The organism is Faecalibacterium sp. An58 (genome assembly GCF_002161515.1).
In the GTDB taxonomy this organism is placed as follows: domain Bacteria; phylum Bacillota; class Clostridia; order Oscillospirales; family Ruminococcaceae; genus Faecalibacterium; species Faecalibacterium avium.
In genome coordinates, this window is the sequence record NZ_NFHX01000002.1 from 1 (window position 1) to 20,430 (window position 20,430).

16 protein-coding genes, 6 tRNA genes and 1 rRNA gene are annotated in these 20,430 nt (G+C 61.6%); 12 read left to right on the forward strand and 11 right to left on the reverse strand.

Features of this window, described 5'->3' with window-relative positions:
* Nucleotides 1–155 precede the first annotated feature (155 nt).
* Nucleotides 156–272, forward strand: a 5S ribosomal RNA gene (gene rrf / locus B5G12_RS02385).
* Nucleotides 273–507: 235 nt separating this feature from the next.
* On the opposite strand, the gene B5G12_RS02390 is transcribed toward rrf, so the two are convergent.
* Nucleotides 508–598, reverse strand: a tRNA-Ser gene (locus B5G12_RS02390).
* 213 nt (nt 599–811) lie between these two features.
* Here B5G12_RS02390 and B5G12_RS02395 point away from each other — a divergent pair.
* Nucleotides 812–1,837: an alpha-hydroxy-acid oxidizing protein gene (locus B5G12_RS02395; protein WP_087323559.1), complete on the forward strand. Its 1,026-nt coding sequence runs from the start codon at nt 812–814 to the stop codon at nt 1,835–1,837.
* Nucleotides 1,838–1,943: 106 nt separating this feature from the next.
* Here the strand turns inward: B5G12_RS02395 and B5G12_RS02400 are convergent, their stop codons facing one another.
* The 4 genes from B5G12_RS02400 to B5G12_RS02415 all read right to left on the reverse strand — a co-directional run bounded on the left by B5G12_RS02400 (nt 1,944) and on the right by B5G12_RS02415 (nt 7,233).
* Complete coding sequence (locus tag B5G12_RS02400; RefSeq protein ID WP_087323561.1) at nt 1,944–2,897, reverse strand: RluA family pseudouridine synthase; 954 nt, start codon at nt 2,895–2,897, stop codon at nt 1,944–1,946.
* 67 nt (nt 2,898–2,964) lie between these two features.
* Nucleotides 2,965–5,472, reverse strand: a complete 2,508-nt coding sequence (locus tag B5G12_RS02405; RefSeq protein WP_087323563.1) for an ATP-dependent DNA helicase — start codon at nt 5,470–5,472, stop codon at nt 2,965–2,967.
* A 27-nt stretch (nt 5,473–5,499) separates the two neighbouring features.
* Nucleotides 5,500–6,582 carry a hypothetical protein gene (locus B5G12_RS02410; RefSeq protein ID WP_087323565.1) on the reverse strand — a complete coding sequence of 361 codons (1,083 nt, stop codon included), beginning with the start codon at nt 6,580–6,582 and terminating at the stop codon, nt 5,500–5,502.
* An 84-nt stretch (nt 6,583–6,666) separates the two neighbouring features.
* Nucleotides 6,667–7,233 carry a uracil-DNA glycosylase gene (locus tag B5G12_RS02415; RefSeq protein WP_087323566.1) on the reverse strand — a complete coding sequence of 189 codons (567 nt, stop codon included), beginning with the start codon at nt 7,231–7,233 and terminating at the stop codon, nt 6,667–6,669.
* A gap of 167 nt (nt 7,234–7,400) precedes the next feature.
* On the opposite strand from B5G12_RS02415, the gene B5G12_RS02420 reads away from it, so the two are divergent.
* Complete coding sequence (locus B5G12_RS02420) at nt 7,401–8,198, forward strand: alpha/beta fold hydrolase (protein WP_087323568.1); 798 nt, start codon at nt 7,401–7,403, stop codon at nt 8,196–8,198.
* Between the two features lie 146 nt (nt 8,199–8,344).
* A complete protein-coding gene (locus tag B5G12_RS02425; protein ID WP_087323570.1) occupies nt 8,345–9,550 on the forward strand; it encodes an AI-2E family transporter in 1,206 nt (401 codons plus the stop codon).
* 343 nt (nt 9,551–9,893) lie between these two features.
* Here B5G12_RS02425 and B5G12_RS02435 read toward each other — a convergent pair whose 3' ends face one another.
* Genes B5G12_RS02435 through B5G12_RS02445 form a run of 3 tightly spaced genes read right to left on the reverse strand, consistent with a single transcriptional unit; the run spans nt 9,894 to nt 11,527 of the window.
* Nucleotides 9,894–10,466 carry an HDIG domain-containing metalloprotein gene (locus tag B5G12_RS02435; RefSeq protein ID WP_087323571.1) on the reverse strand — a complete coding sequence of 191 codons (573 nt, stop codon included), beginning with the start codon at nt 10,464–10,466 and terminating at the stop codon, nt 9,894–9,896.
* 24 nt (nt 10,467–10,490) lie between these two features.
* The gene (locus tag B5G12_RS02440) at nt 10,491–10,820 is read right to left on the reverse strand and encodes an AzlD domain-containing protein (protein ID WP_204245652.1); all 330 of its coding nucleotides are present in this window, start codon (nt 10,818–10,820) and stop codon (nt 10,491–10,493) included.
* Nucleotides 10,817–11,527, reverse strand: a complete 711-nt coding sequence (locus B5G12_RS02445; RefSeq protein ID WP_087232139.1) for an AzlC family ABC transporter permease — start codon at nt 11,525–11,527, stop codon at nt 10,817–10,819. Before B5G12_RS02445 ends, B5G12_RS02440 begins: the two co-directional genes overlap by 4 nt.
* 260 nt (nt 11,528–11,787) lie before the next feature.
* Between B5G12_RS02445 and pta the strand changes: the two genes are divergently transcribed.
* Nucleotides 11,788–12,813 carry a phosphate acetyltransferase gene (gene pta, locus B5G12_RS02450; protein WP_087323573.1) on the forward strand — a complete coding sequence of 342 codons (1,026 nt, stop codon included), beginning with the start codon at nt 11,788–11,790 and terminating at the stop codon, nt 12,811–12,813.
* Nucleotides 12,814–13,006: 193 nt separating this feature from the next.
* Here pta and gltA read toward each other — a convergent pair whose 3' ends face one another.
* Both gltA and B5G12_RS02460 read right to left on the reverse strand, forming a co-directional pair.
* The gene (gltA, locus tag B5G12_RS02455) at nt 13,007–14,410 is read right to left on the reverse strand and encodes an NADPH-dependent glutamate synthase (protein WP_087323575.1); all 1,404 of its coding nucleotides are present in this window, start codon (nt 14,408–14,410) and stop codon (nt 13,007–13,009) included.
* A 2-nt stretch (nt 14,411–14,412) separates the two neighbouring features.
* On the reverse strand, nt 14,413–15,255 hold the full coding sequence (locus B5G12_RS02460; RefSeq protein ID WP_087323577.1) for a sulfide/dihydroorotate dehydrogenase-like FAD/NAD-binding protein: 843 nt from the start codon (nt 15,253–15,255) through the stop codon (nt 14,413–14,415).
* A 218-nt stretch (nt 15,256–15,473) separates the two neighbouring features.
* On the opposite strand from B5G12_RS02460, the gene B5G12_RS02465 reads away from it, so the two are divergent.
* The 7 genes from B5G12_RS02465 to B5G12_RS02495 all read left to right on the forward strand — a co-directional run bounded on the left by B5G12_RS02465 (nt 15,474) and on the right by B5G12_RS02495 (nt 19,719).
* Nucleotides 15,474–15,549, forward strand: a tRNA-Gly gene (locus B5G12_RS02465).
* A 6-nt stretch (nt 15,550–15,555) separates the two neighbouring features.
* A tRNA-Val gene (locus tag B5G12_RS02470) sits at nt 15,556–15,631 on the forward strand.
* Between the two features lie 3 nt (nt 15,632–15,634).
* Nucleotides 15,635–15,711, forward strand: a tRNA-Asp gene (locus B5G12_RS02475).
* A 4-nt stretch (nt 15,712–15,715) separates the two neighbouring features.
* Nucleotides 15,716–15,791 (forward strand) — tRNA-Phe (locus B5G12_RS02480).
* 3 nt (nt 15,792–15,794) lie between these two features.
* Nucleotides 15,795–15,870 (forward strand) — tRNA-Gly (locus tag B5G12_RS02485).
* Between the two features lie 175 nt (nt 15,871–16,045).
* Entirely contained in the window at nt 16,046–17,827 is a 1,782-nt protein-coding gene (locus tag B5G12_RS02490) for an ABC transporter ATP-binding protein (protein WP_087323579.1), read from the forward strand.
* Entirely contained in the window at nt 17,824–19,719 is a 1,896-nt protein-coding gene (locus B5G12_RS02495) for an ABC transporter ATP-binding protein (protein WP_087323581.1), read from the forward strand. Before B5G12_RS02490 ends, B5G12_RS02495 begins: the two co-directional genes overlap by 4 nt.
* Nucleotides 19,720–19,785: 66 nt before the next feature.
* On the opposite strand, the gene B5G12_RS02500 is transcribed toward B5G12_RS02495, so the two are convergent.
* A complete protein-coding gene (locus tag B5G12_RS02500) occupies nt 19,786–20,421 on the reverse strand; it encodes a CatA-like O-acetyltransferase (RefSeq protein ID WP_087323583.1) in 636 nt (211 codons plus the stop codon).
* Nucleotides 20,422–20,430: the final 9 nt, after the last annotated feature.

Below are 20,430 nucleotides of genomic sequence, written 5' to 3' on the forward strand. Positions count from 1 at the left end.
GTACTAATAGACCGAGGGCTTGACCAGGTAAAAGCACTTGTACTCTGATTGCAAAGCAGATTATTATTCAGTTCTGAAGGCACGTCCTTCTAAAAAAGAATAGAGAGATATGTCCGGAAAAGACAACAGCGAGAGCTGATCATATATTCCGGACAGCCGGTGTCGATGACGGTGAGGTCCCACCTGTTCCCATTCCGAACACAGAAGTTAAGCTCACTTGTGCCGAAGATAGTTGGCTGGACACGGCCTGTGAAAATAGGTAGATGCCGGCTTCTCTCAAAACAAGACCCCTGAGGCGTATGCCTTGGGGGTTTTGCTTTTTGGAGCGACAACATAAACGCCTCCACACATGGAAAATGCACGGTGCGGAGGGTACTCCGGCTTACCTTACCTTGCATTCCGGACAGGGAAGCGATCCAATGCGGCTGCCGTGCCCCTGCGGCGGTCGGACGGCCTTGCAGATAAAACAAAACCCTCGCAGGAACTTTCGAACCTGCGAGGGTTTTTTGGCGGAAAGATGGGGATTCGAACCCCAGAACGCTTTTACACGTTACACGATTTCCAGTCGTGCGCCTTAGACCAACTCAGCCATCTTTCCATCTGTTTTTCTTTTGTTTTGCCGCTCAGCGTGGAGCGCTCCATAATAATACATGAATTGCCGGGTTTTGTCAAGCCTTTTTTGAAAAAAAGTTTTGCGGTTTGTTTTTGGGCTTCTTTTTGCCGGCTCTGCTTGACGGCGGGGCCGAACTGGCGTATGATGTGTGTCAGAGAGAATGGGCGGCGTTGCCGTCCTATGGAAAAGGAGCAACCTATGACATACACCGACGTTTTGGAAAATGCCCGCGCCTGCCTGGGAGATACCTGCAAGGCCTGTCCCATCTGCAATGGCGTTGCCTGCCGCAACCGCATCCCCGGCCCGGGAGCCAAGGGGGTAGGAGATACCGCCATCCGCAACTACAACAAATGGGCTGACATCCGCCTGAATATGGACACCATCTGCGAGGGCGGCGCCCCCGATACCACCTGCCAGCTGTTTGGACGCACCTTCCGCTATCCCTTTTTTGCGGGGCCTGTGGGGGCGGTCAACCTGCACTATTCCGAAGCCTACAATGACATGACCTACAACGATGTGCTGGTGCGCAGCTGCGCCGCAGGCGGCATCGCGGCCTTCACCGGGGACGGCACCGACCCCAACGTTATGACGCAGGCCACCCAGGCCATTGCGGCTGCGGGCGGCTGCGGCGTGCCCACCATCAAGCCGTGGGATATGGATACCATCCGGGCCAAGATGGAACAGGCGCGGCAGAGCGGCTGCTTTGCGGTGGCTATGGACATCGACGCGGCAGGGCTGCCCTTTTTGAAAGACCGCAATCCCCCTGCGGGCAGCAAGAGCGTGGAACAGCTGGGTCAGATCGCCCGGATGCTGGACAAGCCCTTTATTGTCAAAGGCGTCATGACGGTCAAGGGGGCGCTCAAAGCACAGCAGGCTGGCGCCGCCGCTGTGGTGGTCTCCAACCACGGGGGCCGTGTGCTGGACCAGTGCCCCGCCACCGCCGAAGTGCTGCCTGAGATCGTCGCCGCTCTGCAGGGCAGCGGGACCGCCGTCCTGGTGGATGGCGGCATCCGCACCGGTACCGATGTGTTCAAGGCGCTGGCCCTGGGGGCCAAAGGGGTGCTGATCGCCCGGCCTTTCGTCACCGCTGTGTATGGCGGCGGGGAAGAGGGGGTACGCCTGTACATCCAGAAGCTGGGAGCCGAGCTGGCCGACGCCATGCAGATGTGCGGCGCCCGCACCCTGACACAGATCACCCCCGACATGGTCCGCATTTGCGGGTGACCTGCAGGCCAGGCTGGAGGGTCTTCACAGGGCAGAGGCAGATAAAAGGAAAATAGAAACAAGAAAAGCGGCAGCCGTCTGGCTGCCGCTTTTGTGCGTCTATCGTTTATTGCAAGGTGCCGTCCAGGATCTGGCCGTAGTACCAGGGCTTGGGCGCATGGAAGACTTTGCCGCCCACATCGGCCAGGAGGCTGCCGTCGGGGAAGGAGGGCAGAGCCAGTTCCCAGGCGCAGAGGGCCTGGTATTTCAGCTTCAGCTCCCGGTTGGCGGCGTTGTTGCCATATTTGCTGTCCCCCAGGATGGGGCAGCCGATGCTGGCCATATGGGCCCGGATCTGATGGGTGCGACCGGTGATCAGCCGCACCTTCAGCAGGGCCAGCCGCCCCGACACGGCCACTGTCTCGTACTCGGTGCACACCTCTTTGGCCCCCGGCTTTTTCTCGGGCAGGATCTGAACCTTGCCCAGTTCGGCGTCCTTGAGCAGATAGCCGCCCAGGGTGCCCGCAGGGGGCACCGGCCGCCCGAAGGTGACGCAGAGATAGGTCTTTTTCACCTGCCGCTCCCGGATGGCCTCCAGCAGGATCTGCTCGGCCTCCGGTGTCTTGGCGATCAACACCAGGCCGCTGGTGCCGGTATCCAGTCTATGGCACAAAGCGGGCTGGTACAGGCTGTCAGGACCGTACTGCCCCTGCTGGTGCAGATACAGCAGCGCACGGTTGAGCAGGGTATCGTTTTCGGGACCGTCCACCGTCAGGCCGGCGGGCTTGTTCACCACCAGCAGCTGGGGGCAGTCGTAGACCACCTGGGCCGGTCCCCGGGCCCGCAGCCAGCCGGGGCCGCCGGTATCTTGGCCGGCGTCCAGCTGATCGTCCAGGATGAACAGCTTGATCTCATCCCCGGCCATCACACGGGTGGAGAGGGGCTGTTTTTTGCCGTTCAGCTTGATCTTGTTCTCCCGCAGGGCCTTGTTCAGGCGGCCGGGGGTCAGGGCAGGGTATTGCTGCATCAGGTAATGGTCCAGCCGGGTAGGGGCCAGGCATTTCACTTTCAGTATCTTCAAACCGATTCCTCCGTTGGTTTTTTGCTTTTACATACGGGTTTATTGTAGCCTATGGGACGGGGCTGTGTCAAGTTTCCTGCCCCCAGAAGGCATCCAGAGCCTGCTGCAGGGCCCCGGTGCCGGACAGATATTGGATATGGGTCCAGTGCCGGGGGAACAGCCTGCGGTAGCTCTCCTGGGCAAAGCGGTCGTCCAGCAGCAGCACCACACCCCGGTCGGTCTCGGTGCGGATGACCCGGCCGGCGGCCTGCAGCACCTTGTTCATGCCGGGGAACCGATAGGCGTAGTCAAAACCGCAGCCGTCCTTCTCGTCAAAATAACGGCGCAGCATCTCCTGCTGGGGATTGACCTGGGGCAGTCCCACCCCCACGATGGCGCAGCCGATCAGGCGGCTGCCCGCCAGATCCACCCCTTCGCCAAAGACGCCTCCCAGCACTCCGAAGCCCAGCAGGGTCTCGGCGGGGTCGGGAGCGAACCGGGACAGAAAATCAGCCCGCCCCGCCTCGTCCAGGCCGCTGGCCTGGGCAATGGTGCGGATGTGGGGATAGCGGTCGGTAAAGTCCTCGTACACCTGCTGCAGGTAGGCATAGCTGGGGAAGAAGGCCAAGTAGTTGCCCACCCGGCCGGCCGCCAGGGCCGCCAGCGCGTCCGAGATGGGCCGTATGCTGGCTTCCCGGCAGCGGTAGCGTGTGGAGATGCCGGGCAGGCAATAGAGCCCCAGATTGCCGGCAGGAAAGGGGCTTTCCAGCGCCACCGCCCTGGCCCCGCTGCATCCCAGCACGCTCTTGTAATAGCCCGGAGGGATCAGGGTGGCGCTGAACAGCACCGCAGTGCGCCCACAGGCCAGACTGCTGTCCACAAAGGCCGACGGGTCCAGGCAGAGCAGCCGGATGATCAGCTCACTGCCCCGGGCGGTCAGCTGGGTGACATAGTGCTCGTCGTACCGCTCGGCGGTGCGGATCAGGTCGTGCAGCTCAAAATAGAGGTCCAGCAGGGCCTCGTGGGCGGGGTCATCGGGATTCTTCTCCAGCCAGTCCTGCAAAGGGGACAGGAGCCCCTGCAGGGGCCGGATCAGGGCAGGGGGCAGCTCCCTGAAAAAGCAGGTGCCATCCTGGGCATAGAGGGGCTGGGGCAGTGCAGGGGCGCTGGCCTGGGCGGACTGGTCAAACAGGCCTAGCTGTTCGGCCTGGGCCGGTGCATCCTCTGCGCCGCCCTCTTTGCCCTCGCGGCGGGGGGCCAGGGCCTCGCAGGCCCGGCGGACAGCCAGCAGCGCCTTGTCTGCCCGCATCAGATGTCCCTTGAGGGAGTTTTTGCCCCGCAGGATGGCCCGCCTGGCCTGGAGGATGCTGCTCTTGGCAAAGCGGGCCGAGTACATATCCCGGGCACGGTCGGGCAGATTGTGGGCCTCGTCGATGAGGAACACCCAGTCTCCTGCCATCTCGAAGAAGCGGCGCAGGTGGACGGTGGGGTCAAACAGGTAGTTATAGTCCCCGATGATCAGGTCGCACCAATCGCTCAGGTCCAGCCCGAGTTCGAAGGGGCAGACGCTGTATTGCCGGGCCGCTGCTTCGATGGCAGGCCGGTCAAAACAGCCGTCCCCGTCCAGCAGGGCGGCCAGGGCAGGTTTGAGGCGGTCGTAATAGCCCCGGGCATAGGGGCAGGCATCGGGTATACAGACCGGTCTGCCCGCCTCGTTTTTGCACAGGCAAACCTTTTCCTTGGCGGTGAGGGTCACCGAGCGGAAAGCCAGGCCGGCGCTGGTGCGGCGCAGCAGCTGCACGGCCTCCTCAGCGGCCGCCCGGGCGGTGCTCCTGGCTGTAAAGTAAAATAACTTTTCGCCATTTCCTTCCCCCATCGCCTTCATGGCGGGAAAGAGGGCGCTCATGGTCTTGCCGGTGCCGGTGGGCGCCTGGCAGAACAGGCGGGAGCCTTTTTTGGAGCCGGCCCGGCCGGTGCGGCAGGCCCGGTACACCTCGCCGGCCAGGGCCCGCTGGCCCGGCCGGTAACTGGGATAGGGGAACGGAAGGGCGGTCAGGCTCTGCTGGCGCAGGCCCGCCCAGCGCAGCTGCCGTCTGGCCCAGGGCAGGTAGTCCCGCAGCAGCTCCAGCAGGAAATCCTGCAGCTCCGCACTGGTAAAATGACGTGTAAAGTATATAATCTTGTCATCATCGACCTGATAATAAGTCAGCCGGACATCGAGTTTTTCCAGGGCGCTGTGGGCAGCATGGATGGCCCCGTAGACCATCCCCTGGGCCCAGTGGCAAAAATTCATCCCCTCGGTGATCTGGTCGGTGGGAACGCCGGTGGTCTTGATCTCGTCGATGACGGTGCGGCCCTCTGCATCCTCAAAGATGCCGTCGGCCCGGCCCTCGATGGTGTAGACGACTTCCTCCACCTGCTGTGTGATGGAGAGAAAGACCTCGGGTCGGTAGCCTTCCCCCGCCTGCTTTTGGAGGCGGCGGTGGATGCGGGCCCCCTCGTTGGCCCGGTCGAAGCCGGAAAACCGGCTGTCGATGTCCCCCCGCTGGAGAAGAAACTCCACCAGCTGGCGGACGGCCAGACGGATCTCGTGCATGGTTTCACCTTCCTTGTTGTTTGCTTTTCAGCTTGTGGGCAGGCCGATCATCCGGGCGCAGTCCCGTGTGATCTGCTCCACGGCGGCAAAGTCCACCGCCGCCCGGTAATAGCTCTCCAGCTCGTCGTGGCAGGCTTTGGCGCTGGACATCAGGTCCACTGCCTGCTGGATCAGTTCCTGGGCGGCCCGGGCGTTGAAGTGCAGCCGCGCCCGGAAGCCGGACAGGTTGTTCCGGTCCAGGAACCGGCTGCACCGCACCGCCTGCTGACCTGGCAGGCCGGCGGGATGCCAGCTGTTGTCGGTGACAAAGGCCAGCCGCAGTTCGGGGATCAGGATGTGGTCGATCTTGTCCTCGGGGTGAAGGGCGCAGGGGCAGGTGATGATCCGGTAGCCCCTGCCCAGGGCTTCGGTCCGGATCTGTTCCAGCAGGAAGCGGGAAGCCGCCCCGTACTCGTCCCGGAAGATGACCGCCCGGTCGGCCAGAGCCTGGATGGTGGCGTTGTAAAAAACCGGCCCCTGGGGGGTCACTGCCGACAGCAGACGCACCTGTTCGACGCCCTGCCCCCCCTTGCGGGGCAGCAGACGGGCGCACAGCCGCTTGACGTAGCGGCGCACCTTTTCAAAGTCGGTGCTGCACGCCTCGGCCCGGCGGCTGTCCAGAAGCAGACTGCCCGCCGATGCGATGTAGCGGGCGGCCCGGCTGCGCAGGGCGGCGTTGCGGGCAAACAGGCTGCGGATCTCCTCCCGGTGGGGACGCAGGACATCCGGGTCCAGGGTGTGGTACAGGCTGACCACCACTTCTCCGGCGCCGGGAGCCAAAGGCTCCAGGGTGTGAGGGGCGGTGGCGTCCAGGATGGCGGCGTTTTTGTCGCAGAACACCACCCCATCCAGGCTGTCGGGGTCGCTGGAGCAGTGGATGCGCTGCACCGGCCCGTCGGAGCTGCGGGCCAGCTGCTTCATCAGGGTGGACTTGCCGCAGCCCGGGCCGCTTTTGATGAGGTACAGCTGCATCTCGGGTTCCTGCCCGAGCTCCTGGAAATACCCCCGGAACCCTGCGGGAGTGGTGGTGCCCAGAAAGAAATCGACGGCTTGCGGACACTTTGTCTCCATAGTAAAACACCTCGCTTTTGGCACAAGGTATGCAAAAGCGAGGCGGATTGCCACTGCCCCGGGTCCGGGCGGCGGGATTTTGTCTCAGTAGGTGTGGGTGCACACCTGGCCGATCTTATCCCGCAGGGCCGCAAAGTCCCCAAAAGCCAGAGGCTTGTTCTGGGGCTGGCGCAGCAGGGCGGCCGGATGGAAGGTGCCCATAAAGGCCACCCCTCCCTTGTCCACAAACACTCCGTGTTCCTTGGTCACCGAGAAGTCGGGGCGGATCATCCGCTGGGCTGCGATCCTGCCCAGGCAGACCACGATCTTGGGCCGCAGGATGCGGAACTGTTCCCGCAGCCAGGGCATACAGGCCTCGCTCTCGGCGGGCAGGGGGTCCCGGTTCTGGGGCGGGCGGCACTTGACGATGTTGGCGATGTAGCAGTTTTTGCTCCGGTCCAGGTCGATGGCGAACAGGTATTTGTCCAGAAGCTGGCCGCTGCGGCCCACAAAGGGCAGGCCCTGCTGATCTTCGTTCTGGCCGGGCCCTTCCCCCACAAACAGCACCTCGGCGTCCGGCACGCCCTGGCCAAAGACGACGTGCTGGCGGGTCTCCCACAGGGGGCAGCGCTGGCAGGTCAGGCATTTGGCCTGCAAGGTTTCAAGATCCATGGAACTTCCTCCTTTTCTTGGCTTGCTTGTCTATTACTATAACACAAAACGCAGCGTTTGTCCTCCAAAGTTTTGCAGGGGCAACGGCCCGGGCGCGGGGGCTGGACACCGGGCGGGGGCGGGTGATAGAATGAGCCCATCTTATACCTTCCGGGAGGGATACTGGAATGCGTTTTCATACCTTGGGGGACCGCCGGCTGCCGGCGGTCATGCTGATCCACGGCGGGGGGAACGCCTGGTGGAACTATCTGCGGCAGGCCCGTGCCCTGTCGGAGCGGTATCATGTGATCCTGCCCACCCTGGACGGCCACGGGGAGGAATGCGCCGTGCCCTACGTCTCCACCGAGCAGGAAGCGGACGCCCTGCTGGCTTACATCGACGAACACTGCGGCGGGCACCTGTTCGCACTGTGCGGAGTGTCGCTGGGCGGCCAGATCGTTATGGAGCTGCTGTCCCGCAGGCCGGACCTGGCCCGCAAGGCCATCGTTGACGGCAGCCTGTGCATCCCCCAGCCCGTTATGGGATGGCTCTGCATGGCGTCGGTCTGGCTGGCGGGCAGGTGGATGTTCAGTCAAAGGGCCTGCCGTCTCCAGCTGGCCCTGATGCCCCGTGTGCTGCCGGCCGCGATGCAGTTCCCGCCCGAGATCCAGGCCCATTATCTGGAGGATCTGCCCCGCACTCCCCGCAGGACCCTGTATGCCATGTACCGCACCTATATGATGCGCTATCGCCTGAAGGAAAGCATCTCCGCCACCCGGGCCCAGGTGATGTACTGGTATGGGGAAAAGGAGATGAAATGCGTCAAGCGGTCCGCCCGGCTGTTCCAGGAGAAGGTGCCCTCCTGCCGGATCTACGAGGCCAAGGGCTGCGGCCACGGCTATCTGGCGGTCTATCTGCCCGAGGAGTGGATGAAGGTCGCGGTGCCCTTTCTGGAGGAGGGGGAGGGGCGGTCGGAGGAGAAGTGAACTTTTCACAAACAATCCCACCCATCTATTGACCTGGGCTGAAAATCCGTGCATAATGGAAGAAGACGAAGCGCGACGGGAGCTGCGGCTGCGGCGAAACGCTGCCCCGGCAGACCGGTAAGAATAGGAAAGTCAGGAGAAAACGGATGGAAAAACAGAACAAACGCTTTGCAGCCTTCCTGGTGTTCGGAGGGATCGCCTTTTATTTCGGGCTGACCCATTTCAACACGGTGACCCACTGGGCCAGTGCGCTGATCGGTCTGTGCACCCCGGTGGTGATCGGCGGGATCATTGCCTTTTTGCTCAATGTGCCCATGACCGCCATTGAGAACGGCCTGAAAAAACTGTTCCGCCGCCAGCCCAAACGGGCGGGCAAGGGGCTGCGGATGCTCAGTCTGCTGCTGACCTTTGTGTGCATCATCGTGGTGGTGGCCCTGGCGGTGCTGATGCTGATCCCGGAGCTGCGCAAGTCCATCATGAGCGTGATCGTGCAGATCCAGGAGAGCCTGCCCGGCATCATCGATTACCTTTACAGTCTGGGCATCGACTCCAGCGTGCTGACCATGGTGGAACAGCAGCTTGCATCCATCAACCTGCGGGAAGTGGCCCAGCAGATGATCACCGGCGCTTCCAGTATGCTGGGTACGCTGGTGGGGGCGGTCACCGCCACCGTCTCGGTGCTGGGCAACGCGCTGTTCTCCACCGTCATCGCCCTGTATATCCTCATCGACAAGGAGAACCTCTCCCGTCAGTGCCGCAAGCTGCTCTACGCCTTTGTCGAGCCCCAGGTGGGGGACAAGATCTGGCATGTGGGCAGCCTGATCCGGGAAGTGTTCGGCAAGTTCCTGGGCGGCCAGTCCATCGAATCCTGCCTGCTGGGCTTTTTGATGTTCGTCGCCCTGTCGGTGTTCCGGATCCCCTATGCCAGCCTGATCGCCGTTCTGACGGCGGTGTGCGCTTTTATCCCGTATATCGGCGCATTCCTGTCCTGCGGCATCGGCGTGGCGCTGATCCTGCTGGTGGACCCCCTGCAGGCGCTGCTCTGCCTGGTGGTGTACCAGGTGGTGCAGTTCATCGAGAATCAGTTCATCTACCCCCATGTGGTGGGCAGTTCGGTGGGCCTTGAGCCGCTGTGGACCATCATTGCGGTCCTGGTGGGCGGCGCGGCCTTCGGCGTCCTGGGCATGATCTTCTTCATCCCGGTGATGGCGGTGGTCTATATCCTGCTGAAAGAGTCGGTGAACGCCCGCATCGAGCGCAAAATGGCCGCCGCCCGGCAGGCGCAGACCGCGGAGGAGGACGCCGCCCTCCAGGTCCTGGAGGACGAGGAGCCGGCGGACGGCAACGGCTGACCCATAGAAAAACGCGCCGCTGGCCTTTGGACGGGCCGGCGGCGCTTTGTTGTTGCGGGCGGCGCCCGCCTTGCAGAATCGGGAGGACAGAGAAATGAGACCCATCCACGACATTGAGTTTTTGCCGGCAGCAGGGAGGAACGGCTGCCCGGCTTTGCCCCCGATTTTCCCTACATTGCCTCCTGGGTGGAGATAGACCGCTATCCCGGGCACGTTGTGCCCTGGCACTGGCACAGCGCAGTGGAGATCTTCTACATGGAAAAAGGTTCGCTGGAATACAGCACGCCGCAGGGCTCTGGTTGGCTCTGCGGCGTGTTTCTTTCTGCGGGGGCGGGTTTGCAGGTCAGAGGCTGCCTTTCAGGCCGATCTCCTCTGCGTGCTCCTTCATCCCTTCGATGGTCTCCCGGATCACATCATCCAGAGGGGTGCCCAGCATTTCGGCGCCCTGGCGGATCACATCCCGGTTGACCCCGGCGGCAAATGTCTTGTCCTTCAGCTTCTTTTTCACCGACTTGACTTCCAGGTCCAGCACGCTTTTGGAGGGACGCACTAGGCAGGCCGCGTTGATCAGGCCGGTCAGCTCGTCCACCGTGAACAGGGTCTTTTCCAGCAGGCTTTCGGGCCGGGTATCGGTGCACTGGCCGTAGCCGTGGCACTCCATGGCCCGGATGTAGAGCGGGTCCACGCCGTGCTGCTCCATCAACTGCCGGGCCTTATGGCAGTGCTCCTCGGGGTGTTTTTCATAGTCCAGGTCGTGCAGCAGGCCGGCGGCCCACCAGATTTCCGGGTCCTCACCGGCCATGCGGCCAAAGTGCTCCATGGCGGCGGCCACCTGCAGGGCATGCTTTTGCAGGGCAGGGGTCTCGGTGTAGGAGGACAGCAGCTGCCATGCCTGTTCTTTTGTCAGTTTGTTCATGGGGATACCTCCTTGTTGTGGGGCTCAGAAAACGTTCTGGACCAGGATCATATACAGGATCGTGCCTCCTGCGATGCTCAGCAGGGTGTTGTTCCGCCACTTGTGCACCAGGGCGGTGAAAAGGATGGCGATCAGCTCGGGCAGGCCGTGCCAGGATGTGAACAGCGTGTCCTTCAGGCAGTAGACCACCAGCAGCCCGATCACCGCATAGGGCAGCACGGTGCTCAGGTAGGTGATGGCGGCGGGGGGCGTCCTGCCCTCGGGGAAGATGAGGAAGGGGAGGAAGCGGGTGAGCATGGTGGCCAGCACCACCGCCGCGATGGTGAGGATGCTCTGGGCAACGGTCATGGTCATGATGCGCCGCCCTCCTTTTCGGGCCTGCCGGCCGCAAAGCTCCTGCGGGTGAACAGGAAGCTGAGGATGATAAGAGCCATGGCGGGCACGATGAAACTGCTGCTGCCGAACACCAGCAGGCAGAGCAGCGAGCAGCCAAGCCCCAGCAGGGCGGGCCGGTGGTCCCTGGCCTCCTGCCACTGGTTGAGGAACATGACCACGAATAGGGCGGTCATGACAAATTCGATGCCGGTGGTGTCAAAGTGGATGACATACCCCAGCAGCGCCCCCAGAGTGGAACCGGTCACCCAGTAGATGTGGTTGAGCAGGGTGACAAAGAACATGAACCAGCCTTTGTCCACATCGGGGGGCGGGGTGACGGTGCAGTTGATGGAAAAGGACTCGTCACACATGCCAAAAATCAGATAAAACTTTTTCATGCCGGTGCCCCGGTACTTCTGCAGCATGGACAGCCCGTAAAACAGGTGCCGCGCGTTGACCATCAGGGCCAGCAGAAAAGCGTGCAGGGGATTGTAGGCCGACAGCAGCAGCTCGGCTGTCACAAACTCCATCGACCCGGCAAAGATGAACAGGCTGGTGCACAAAGGATATACAAAAGAGAACCCTTTGCTCCGCATCAGAAAGCCATAGGAGATCCCCAGGAACAGAAACCCCACGCAGATGGGCAGGGTGTAGGGGAAGGCTGCTTTCAGGGCTTTGCGCTTCATAACATTCCCTCTTTCGGTTGATTTTTACATCCCTGGGCAGGGCTGTATTTTTTATTTTGCATCGGTTTGCTTCGTCTGTCAAGCGCCACGGGCCGACCCAAAAGGCTCCAAAGCGCAAATTTTTGGAGATCGAGCCGGAATTTTCCATAAAAAATCCCAATTCAATATTGAAGTTTTAGCGCCTTGTGTTAAAATAGAGACGGAAAGGCTCTTGTGTCCAACACAAAAGTAAATACTGGAACGTAATCGGAGGTATCACAATGGCAGATATGTTTGCGCCGCTGATCGAGCAGCTGAAGGCGAACCCCAAAACCATCGTTTTCACCGAGGGCAGCGACCCCCGCATTCTGGAGGCAGCCAGCAAGCTGCTGGCCGAAAAGATCCTGAAGGTGGTCATGGTGGGCAATAAGGCCGAGTGCGAAGCTGCGGCTGCGGCCGGCAACTTTGATATTTCGGGCGCTGAGATCGTTGACCCCGATACTTACGAGGGCTTCGATGAGATGGTCAGCACCATGGTAGAGCTGCGCAAGGGCAAGATGACCCCCGAGGAGTGCCGTGAGCTGCTGAAGAAATCCAACTATTTTGGCACCATGCTGGTCAAGATGGGCAAGGCCGACTGCCTGCTGGGCGGCGCCACCTATTCCACGGCAGACACCGTCCGTCCCGCCCTGCAGCTGATCAAGACCCGGAAGGGCGCGCATCTGGTCAGCTCCTGCTTCATCCTGGACCGCGACTGGGGCGATGAGGGCCTGAAGCGGATCGCCATGGGCGACTGCGCCATCAACATCGACTACCAGGACACCGTGGACAAGGCCACCGGCGAAGTCAAGCTGTCCGCTGCCAGCAAGCTGGCTGAGGTGGCCGTCGAGACCGCCAAGACCGCAGCTATCTTCGGCATCGACCCCAAGGTGGCCATCCTGAGCTTCTCCACCAAGGGTTCCGGCAAGGGCGGCACGGTGGCCCTGAGCCACGACGCCACCCTCAAGGCACAGGAGCTGGCCCCCGAACTGGCCGTCGATGGCGAGTTGCAGTTCGACGCCGCCGTCTCCCCCGAGGTAGCCAAGACCAAGTGCAAGGGCAGCGCTGTGGCCGGCCAGGCCAACACCTTCATCTTCCCCTGCATCGAGGCCGGCAACATCGGCTACAAGATCGCCCAGCGTCTGGGCGGCTATGCGGCCTACGGCCCCATCCTGCAGGGCCTGAATGCGCCCATCAATGACCTGTCCCGCGGCTGCAACGCCGACGAGGTCTACAAGATGAGCCTCATCACCGCCTGCCAGTCCTGAAAGACGCGGGATGCCCTTCTGCCTGGATACGCGGGCCGGAAGGGACTGCAGATCTGAAAACAAGAGCCGCCCGGCCCTCCGCAGATGAAGGGGAGCCGGGCGGCTTTTTGCACGCTCAGTCAAACAGGAAGATGTCCTCGAAAACCGATCTCTTTTGCACAGATCTTGTCAAAACTGAAAAGGTCCGGGGATTTTACCCCTTCGCTTTGGTTTTGATGTACTGGTCGATGGCCTTGGCGGCAGCCTTGCCGGCACCCATGGCCTTGATGACGGTGGCTGCGCCGGTGACCGCGTCGCCGCCGGCATAGACGCCCTCGCGGCTGGTATCGCCGTCGTCGCCGCCGGTGACGATGCAGCCGTGCCGGTTGGTCTCAAGGCCGGGTGTGGTGGCCCGCAGCAGGGGATTGGGGCTGGTGCCCAGGCTCATGATGACGGTATCCATCTCCAGAGTGAACTCACTGCCGGGGACCTCGATGGGGCGGCGGCGGCCGGAGGCGTCGGGCTCGCCCAGCTCCATCTGGATGCAGGTGATGGCCTTGACAAAGCCGTTTTCGTCGCCGTGGATCTCCACAGGGTTGGTGAGGGTCTTGAAGATGATGCCCTCCTCCTCGGCGTGCTCGATCTCCTCCTTGCGGGCGGGCAGCTCCTCCATACCGCGGCGGTAGACGATGTACACCTGCTCGGCGCCCAGACGCAGGGCGCTGCGGGCGGCATCCATGGCCACGTTGCCGCCGCCCACCACGGCCACCTTTTTGCCCACGTAGATGGGGGTCTTGCTGTTGGGCAGGTAGGCCTTCATCAGATTGGAACGGGTCAGGAACTCGTTGGCCGAGTAGACGCCCTTCAGGCTCTCACCCGGGATACCCATGAACCGGGGCAGGCCCGCGCCCGAGCCGATGAACACGGCCTCATAGCCGTACTGGCCCATCAGCTCGTCGATGGTCAGCACCTTGCCGATGACCATATTGCACTCGAAATCCACGCCCATGGCTTTCAGGCCGTCGATCTCCTGTTGGACGATGGCTTTGGGCAGACGGAACTCGGGGATGCCGTACATCAGCACGCCGCCCGCCACGTGCAGCGCCTCGTAGACGGTGACCTTGTAGCCCATCTTGGCCAGGTCGCCGGCGGCGGTCAGGCCCGCGGGACCTGCACCGATGACAGCCACCTTGTGACCGTTGGGAGCGGGCATTGCGGGGTCGGTGTGGACGTTCTCCCGGTGCCAGTCGGCTACGAACCGCTCCAGGCGGCCAATGCCCACCGGCTCGTTTTTGATGCCCCGGGTGCAGCGCCCTTCGCACTGACTCTCCTGGGGGCAGACACGGCCGCAGACGGCCGGCAGGGAAGAGTCCTGGCTGATGATCTGGTAGGCGGCCTCGAAGTTGCCCTCGGCGACCTGGGCGATGAAATCGGGGATCTTGATGCCCACAGGGCAGCCCTCCACGCAGGGCTTGTTCTTGCAGTGGATGCAGCGCTTGGCCTCGTTGACGGCCATCTCTGCGGTATAGCCCAGAGCCACCTCGCTGAAATTCTTGTTGCGGACGCTGGGGTCCTGGGTGGGCATGGGGCACTTCTTGGGGTCCATATTAAAGGCCATGGTCACTTTACCTCCATATGCAGCAGGTTGCAGGCTTCCTCACGGGCATGGGCCTCAAAGGGGCGGTACATGGCGCCCCGGGCCATTGCCTCGTCAAAATCCACCAGGTCGCCGTCGAAATCGGGGCCGTCCACGCAGGCGAACTTGGTCTTGCCGCCCACGGTCAGACGGCAGCCGCCGCACATGCCGGTGCCGTCGATCATGATGGGGTTCATCGACACGACGCTCTTGATGCCGTATTTCTGGCAGGTCTTGACCACAAACTTCATCATGATCAGCGGACCGATGGTGATCACTTCGTCGTACTGGTTGCCGGCGTTGATCAGCTCCTCCAGAGCGGCGGTGACCACGCCCTTGGTGCCGTAGCTGCCGTCGTCGGTCATCACACGCAGCTCATCGCTACAGGCGTCAAACTCGTCCTCCAGGATCAGCAGGTCCTTGGAGCGGAAGCCGATGACGCTGTGCACCACGCATCCCTGCTCGTGCAGCTTGCGGGCCACGGGCAGAGCGATGGCGCAGCCCACGCCGCCGCCTACCACGCAGACCTTCTTCAGGCCGTCGGTCTCGGTGGGGCGGCCCAGGGGACCCACAAAGTCGTGGACGCAGTCGCCTGCTTTCAGGGAGTTCAGCTCCATGGTGGTGCCGCCTACGATCTGGAAGATGATGTCCACCGTGCCGGCCTGCCGGTCATAGCCGGCCACCGTCAGGGGGATGCGCTCGCTGTCCTCAAACGGGCGCACGATGATGAACTGGCCCGGCTGCGCCTTTTGTGCGATCAGAGGCGCCTCGATGACGAGTTTGGTCACCGTGGGGTTCAGCTCGACCTTCTGCGTGATCCTATACATTGTGACAACTCCTTTATATACTGTTGATTCCATTCCCGCAGGGGGATGCAGCCCCTCTGCTGCAAATCTGATTTTTATTATACAGTTTTTTGAGGGATATTGCAATGCAAACCGGGCCTTTGCGGAAAAAGCTGAAATTTGGTGTTGACAACCGGCCCAAACTCAGGTATAATATTGCTCGTCGCCGGTCCCGCAGACCGGCACGGCACATGGAGTGTGCGGCCGTAGCTCATCTGGTAGAGCGCCACCTTGCCAAGGTGGAGGTAGCGAGTTCGAGCCTCGTCGGCCGCTCCATTGCATGGAAGTTTAGCTCAGCTGGGAGAGCATCTGCCTTACAAGCAGAGGGTCAGCGGTTCGAGCCCGTTAACTTCCACCATGTGGCCCGGTAGCTCAGTTGGTTAGAGCACCAGCCTGTCACGCTGGGGGTCGTCGGTTCGAGCCCGATCCGGGTCGCCATTATGCCTCTGTAGCTCAGTTGGTAGAGCAGGGGACTGAAAATCCCCGTGTCATTGGTTCGATTCCGATCGGAGGCACCATATGCGGCCGTAGCTCATCTGGTAGAGCGCCACCTTGCCAAGGTGGAGGTAGCGAGTTCGAGCCTCGTCGGCCGCTCCAAACAGACAGAAACGTCGGTATCAGCGCCCAAGCGCCGGTGCCGGCGTTTCTGTTTTCCTGTCCTTTCGGGCAGTGTTGACAAAGTCCGCCCGCGGGGGATATACTGATAGAACTGCGTGGGTGGCCAGGCAGAAAAACGGGCTGTTGGGGCCCGGAAAGACAAGGAGGAACAACTGTGATCTTTGGCAAATACATCAACCGCTATTACCTCAAAAACGCCCCGGCCCTGCTGCTGGGCGTGGCGGCGCTGATCCTGGTGGACTATATGCAGCTGATCATCCCTGAGCTGTACCGGATGCTGATCAACGGGATCAACAGCGGGCAGGTGCTGGTGGGAGGGGAGCCGGTAGCCTTTACCGCCCAGGTGCTGATGCAGAATATCTGTATGCCCATGATCGGCATCATCGTATCCATGGTGATCGGCCGGTTTTTGTGGCGCATCTGCTTTTTTGGGGCGGCCATCCGGGTGGAGACCGACCTGCGCAACCGGATGTTCGACCACAGCAAGGACCTGTCCCAGTCCTATTACCAGGTGAACAAGGTGGGCAACCTGATGAGCCTGTACACCAACGATCTGGAGACCATCCAGGAGTGCTTTGGGGACGGCGTGCTGATGTTCTGCGATGCGCTGTTTCTGGGGCTGCTCGCCTTTATCAAGATGTGGCAGATGGACCGCTCCCTGACCATGATGGCCATGATCCCCGCCTTCCTGATGTTCCTGGTAGGCAGCATGGTGGGCCGGGTGCTGACCCGCCGCTGGGAGGAGCGGCAGCAGGCCTTTGCGGACCTGTCCGACTTCGCCCAGGAAAACTTTTCGGGCATCGCGGTGGTCAAGGCGTTTGTCAAGGAGACCCGGGAGCTGCTGGCGTTCCGCAAACTGAACCGCGAAAATGAGGAGATCAACGTCATCTATACCCGCATCTCCACCCTGCTGAATATCCTCATCACCCTCTTTGTGGAGTCGGTCACCTGCGTCATCCTGGGCTATGGCGGGTATCTTGTCTATACAGGCCGGTTCAATGCCGGACAGCTGGTGGAGTATATTGGCTACTTTTCCGCCATCGTGTGGCCCATCATGGCGGTGTCCATGCTGATCGAAAAGACCTCCCGGGGCAAGGCGTCCCTCAACCGCATCAGTGAGCTGCTGGATGCTCCGGTGGATGTGGCCGACCGGCCCGGCGTCCGGGATCTGACCGACCCCAAAGGGGAAATCGAGTTCCGGCACCTGACCTTCCGCTATCCCGACGGGGAATACGATGTGCTGCGGGACATCTCCTTTACCATCCACAGCGGGGAGCGTGTGGGTATCGTGGGCAAGACCGGCGCGGGCAAGACCGCCCTGGTGGACCTGATCCTGCGGATCTACAATGTACCCGACGGCACCCTCTGGATGGACGGCCAGGATGTGAACACCCTGTCGATCCGGTCGGTGCGCTCGGCCTGCGCCTATGTGCCGCAGGACAACTTCCTCTTTTCGGACACCATTTCCCACAACATCGCCTTTGGTGTGGACGCCGCCGGCCAGGCGGAGATCGAGCACGCGGCCCGGATGGCCGATGTGCATGACAACGTAGCCGCTTTCAAGGAGGGCTACAACACGGTTCTGGGTGAGCGCGGCGTCACCGTCTCGGGCGGACAGAAGCAGCGCATTTCGATCGCCCGGGCCCTGCTGCTGGACGCCCCCGTCCTGATCCTGGACGATTCGGTGTCGGCGGTGGATACCCGCACCGAAAAGGTTATCCTGGAAAACCTCAACCGGGAGCGCGCAGGCAAGACCACCATCCTCATCGCGCACCGCATCTCGACGGTGGAGCAGATGGACAAGATCGTGTTCATCGACGACGGGCGTGTGGTGGACGTGGGCAGCCATGCCGCTCTGTACCAGCGCTGCCCCGACTATCGCAAGATGGTGGATCTGCAGCGGCTGGAGGACGAGCTGGGAGGTGGAAATCAATGATCCAACTGAATCCGCTTTGGCTGGCGGGCGGCCTGATCGGCGGCGTGTCGGCGCTGCTGATCCTGGCCTACGCCCTGGTCAAGGACAAAAAGACTTCCATGGGCTTTGAGCGCAACATCTCGGACGGCGAGATCGTCCGGCGGCTGGCCCATTACGCCCGGCCCTATCTGGGCAGCTTTGCGGTGGCGGGCCTGCTGATGCTGTTCTCCATCGTCTACGATATCGTGTCGCCCCTCATCGTGGGCTATGTGGAGGAGATGCTGGTGGGGGACTTCGCCCTCCGCAGCCTGTTTGCCACGGTGGCGGTATACGCCGGCGTGCTGGTGTTTTCGATGGTCAGCTCCTATTTCCAGGCGGTCATCCTGCAAAAGGCGGGCCAGCGGATCATCTCGGACCTGCGGGAGGATCTGTTCACCCACATCGAGTCCCTCTCCCACCAGCAGCTCAACGAGATCCCAGTGGGCAAGCTGGTGACCCGTGTCACCAACGACACCAACGCCATCTCGATGATGTTCACAAACCTTCTGGTCAACCTGGCAAAGAACTGCTTTGTCATTTTGGGCATCCTGGGCGCCATGCTGCTGGTCAACTATGAGCTGACCCTGATGGTCCTCTGCTTTGTGCCCTTCATCGTCCTGTTCACCGTCATTTTCCGGCGGTTCTCCCGCCGGGCCTACCGCCGGGTCAAGGACTGCACCACCGACATCAACACCTATCTGTCCGAAAACCTGTCGGGCATCAAGATCACCCAGATTTTTGGCCGGGAGGATGTGCGGATGGAGGACTTCCGCCGCCGCAGCGAGGCGCTGGGCAAGGCCAAGCGGGACGAGATCTTTGTATTCGGCGTCTTCCGGCCTTTGGTGTATATGCTGTACATCAGTTCGGTGCTGTGCCTGTTCTATCTGGGCGGCATGGGCTACCTGGACGGCCATTCCTTTTTGGGACAGACCATCTCGGGAGGCACCATCGTCACCTTTTATATGTACATCTCCAAGTTCTACAACCCCATCCAGAACCTGGCCGAGCAGTTCAACTGGCTGCAGTCGGCCATGGCTTCTTCCGAGAAAGTCTTTTCCATCCTGGACCTCAAGCCCACCATGGTGGACGCTCCCGATGCCATCGACCTGCCTGTGATCCAGGGGGATATCGAATTCCGGGATGTGTGGTTCAGCTATGTGCCCGGGGAATGGGTGCTCCAGGGGGTCTCCTTCCATGTGTCCCCCCGCCAGACGGTGGCCTTTGTGGGCTCCACCGGTTCGGGCAAGAGCACCATTCTGTCCCTGATCTGCCGCAATTATGAGTTCCAGAAAGGGCAGATCCTCATCGATGGGGTGGACATCCGCAAGATCAAGATCTCCTGCATCCGCAGCCACTTCGGCCAGATGCTGCAGGATGTGTTCCTGTTCTCGGGCACCATCCGCAGCAACATCGTCCTGCGGATGGAGGATGTGCCCGACCAGCGGATCCTGGAGGTGTGCCGCTATGTCAATGCCGACCACTTCATCGACAAGCTGGAGGGCGGTCTGGACGAGCCGGTGCGGGAGCGCGGCAACAACTTTTCGGCGGGCCAGCGGCAGCTGATCTCGTTTGCCCGTACCATCCTGCATGAGCCTGCCGTGATGATCCTGGACGAGGCCACCGCCAACATCGACACCGAGACCGAGCTGCTGATCCAGGACTCTCTGGAGAAGATGCGCTCGGTGGGCACCATGCTGATCGTGGCCCACCGGCTGTCCACCATCCAGCACGCCGACAACATCATCGTCCTCTCGCATGGCCGCATCCTGGAGCAGGGCACCCACCAGCAGCTGCTGGAAAAGCGGGGCCGCTACTACCAGCTTTATACGCTGCAGTACCATAAAGAGCAGATGCGAAAAGAAACCGCCCGCTGATGCAAAAAACGCCCCCCGCCGGAAAAAGCCGGCGGGGGGCTGTGTGATTTGCGGGGAAACTTGAGGTCAGGCCATGGTATAAATGAGCTGCTGCACCTCGTTAAAGAACCGGGACAGATGGAACCCGTCCGCCACGGCGTGATGGATATTCATGGTCAGGGGCAGGACCAGCTTGCTGCCCTCCGGCTCGAAGCGGCCCCAGGTGATCACCGGGGCCAGGAACCGGCCCTGGTCAAAGACGTGGACGTCGAAATGGCGGTACCGCACCCAGGGCAGGCAGGACACATCGAAGAAGTTGGGGGGCTGGCCGGGCAGGATGCCCCGGTCCTGTGCAAAGCGCTCCTTGTCCGCAAGAAAGCGGGCGTGGAAGGCAAAAAGGTCTTCTGTGTAGGGGGTGACCAGCTTGGTGAACCGCTGGTCCTCCTTATGGAAATCGGCGTAGCTGGGAAAGACGCAGTCCCACCGGATCAGACGGCCCTGCGGGTCCCATCCGTATTTGAACTCGTCGTGGGCGTTGACCACCTTGGAAACCGCCCAGATCATGGCGGGGTAAAACCGCAGGCCGTGCCGCTTTGCAAACGAAACGAGCGGCGCTGCGTCCACATCCACCGTCAGACTCATGACGATGGGCATTTCATGGATGTAAAAGGAAAAAAGCTGGCCTCGGTCCCAGCTGTCCAGGTCGATGATCTGTTTGTGCATCTTGATCCT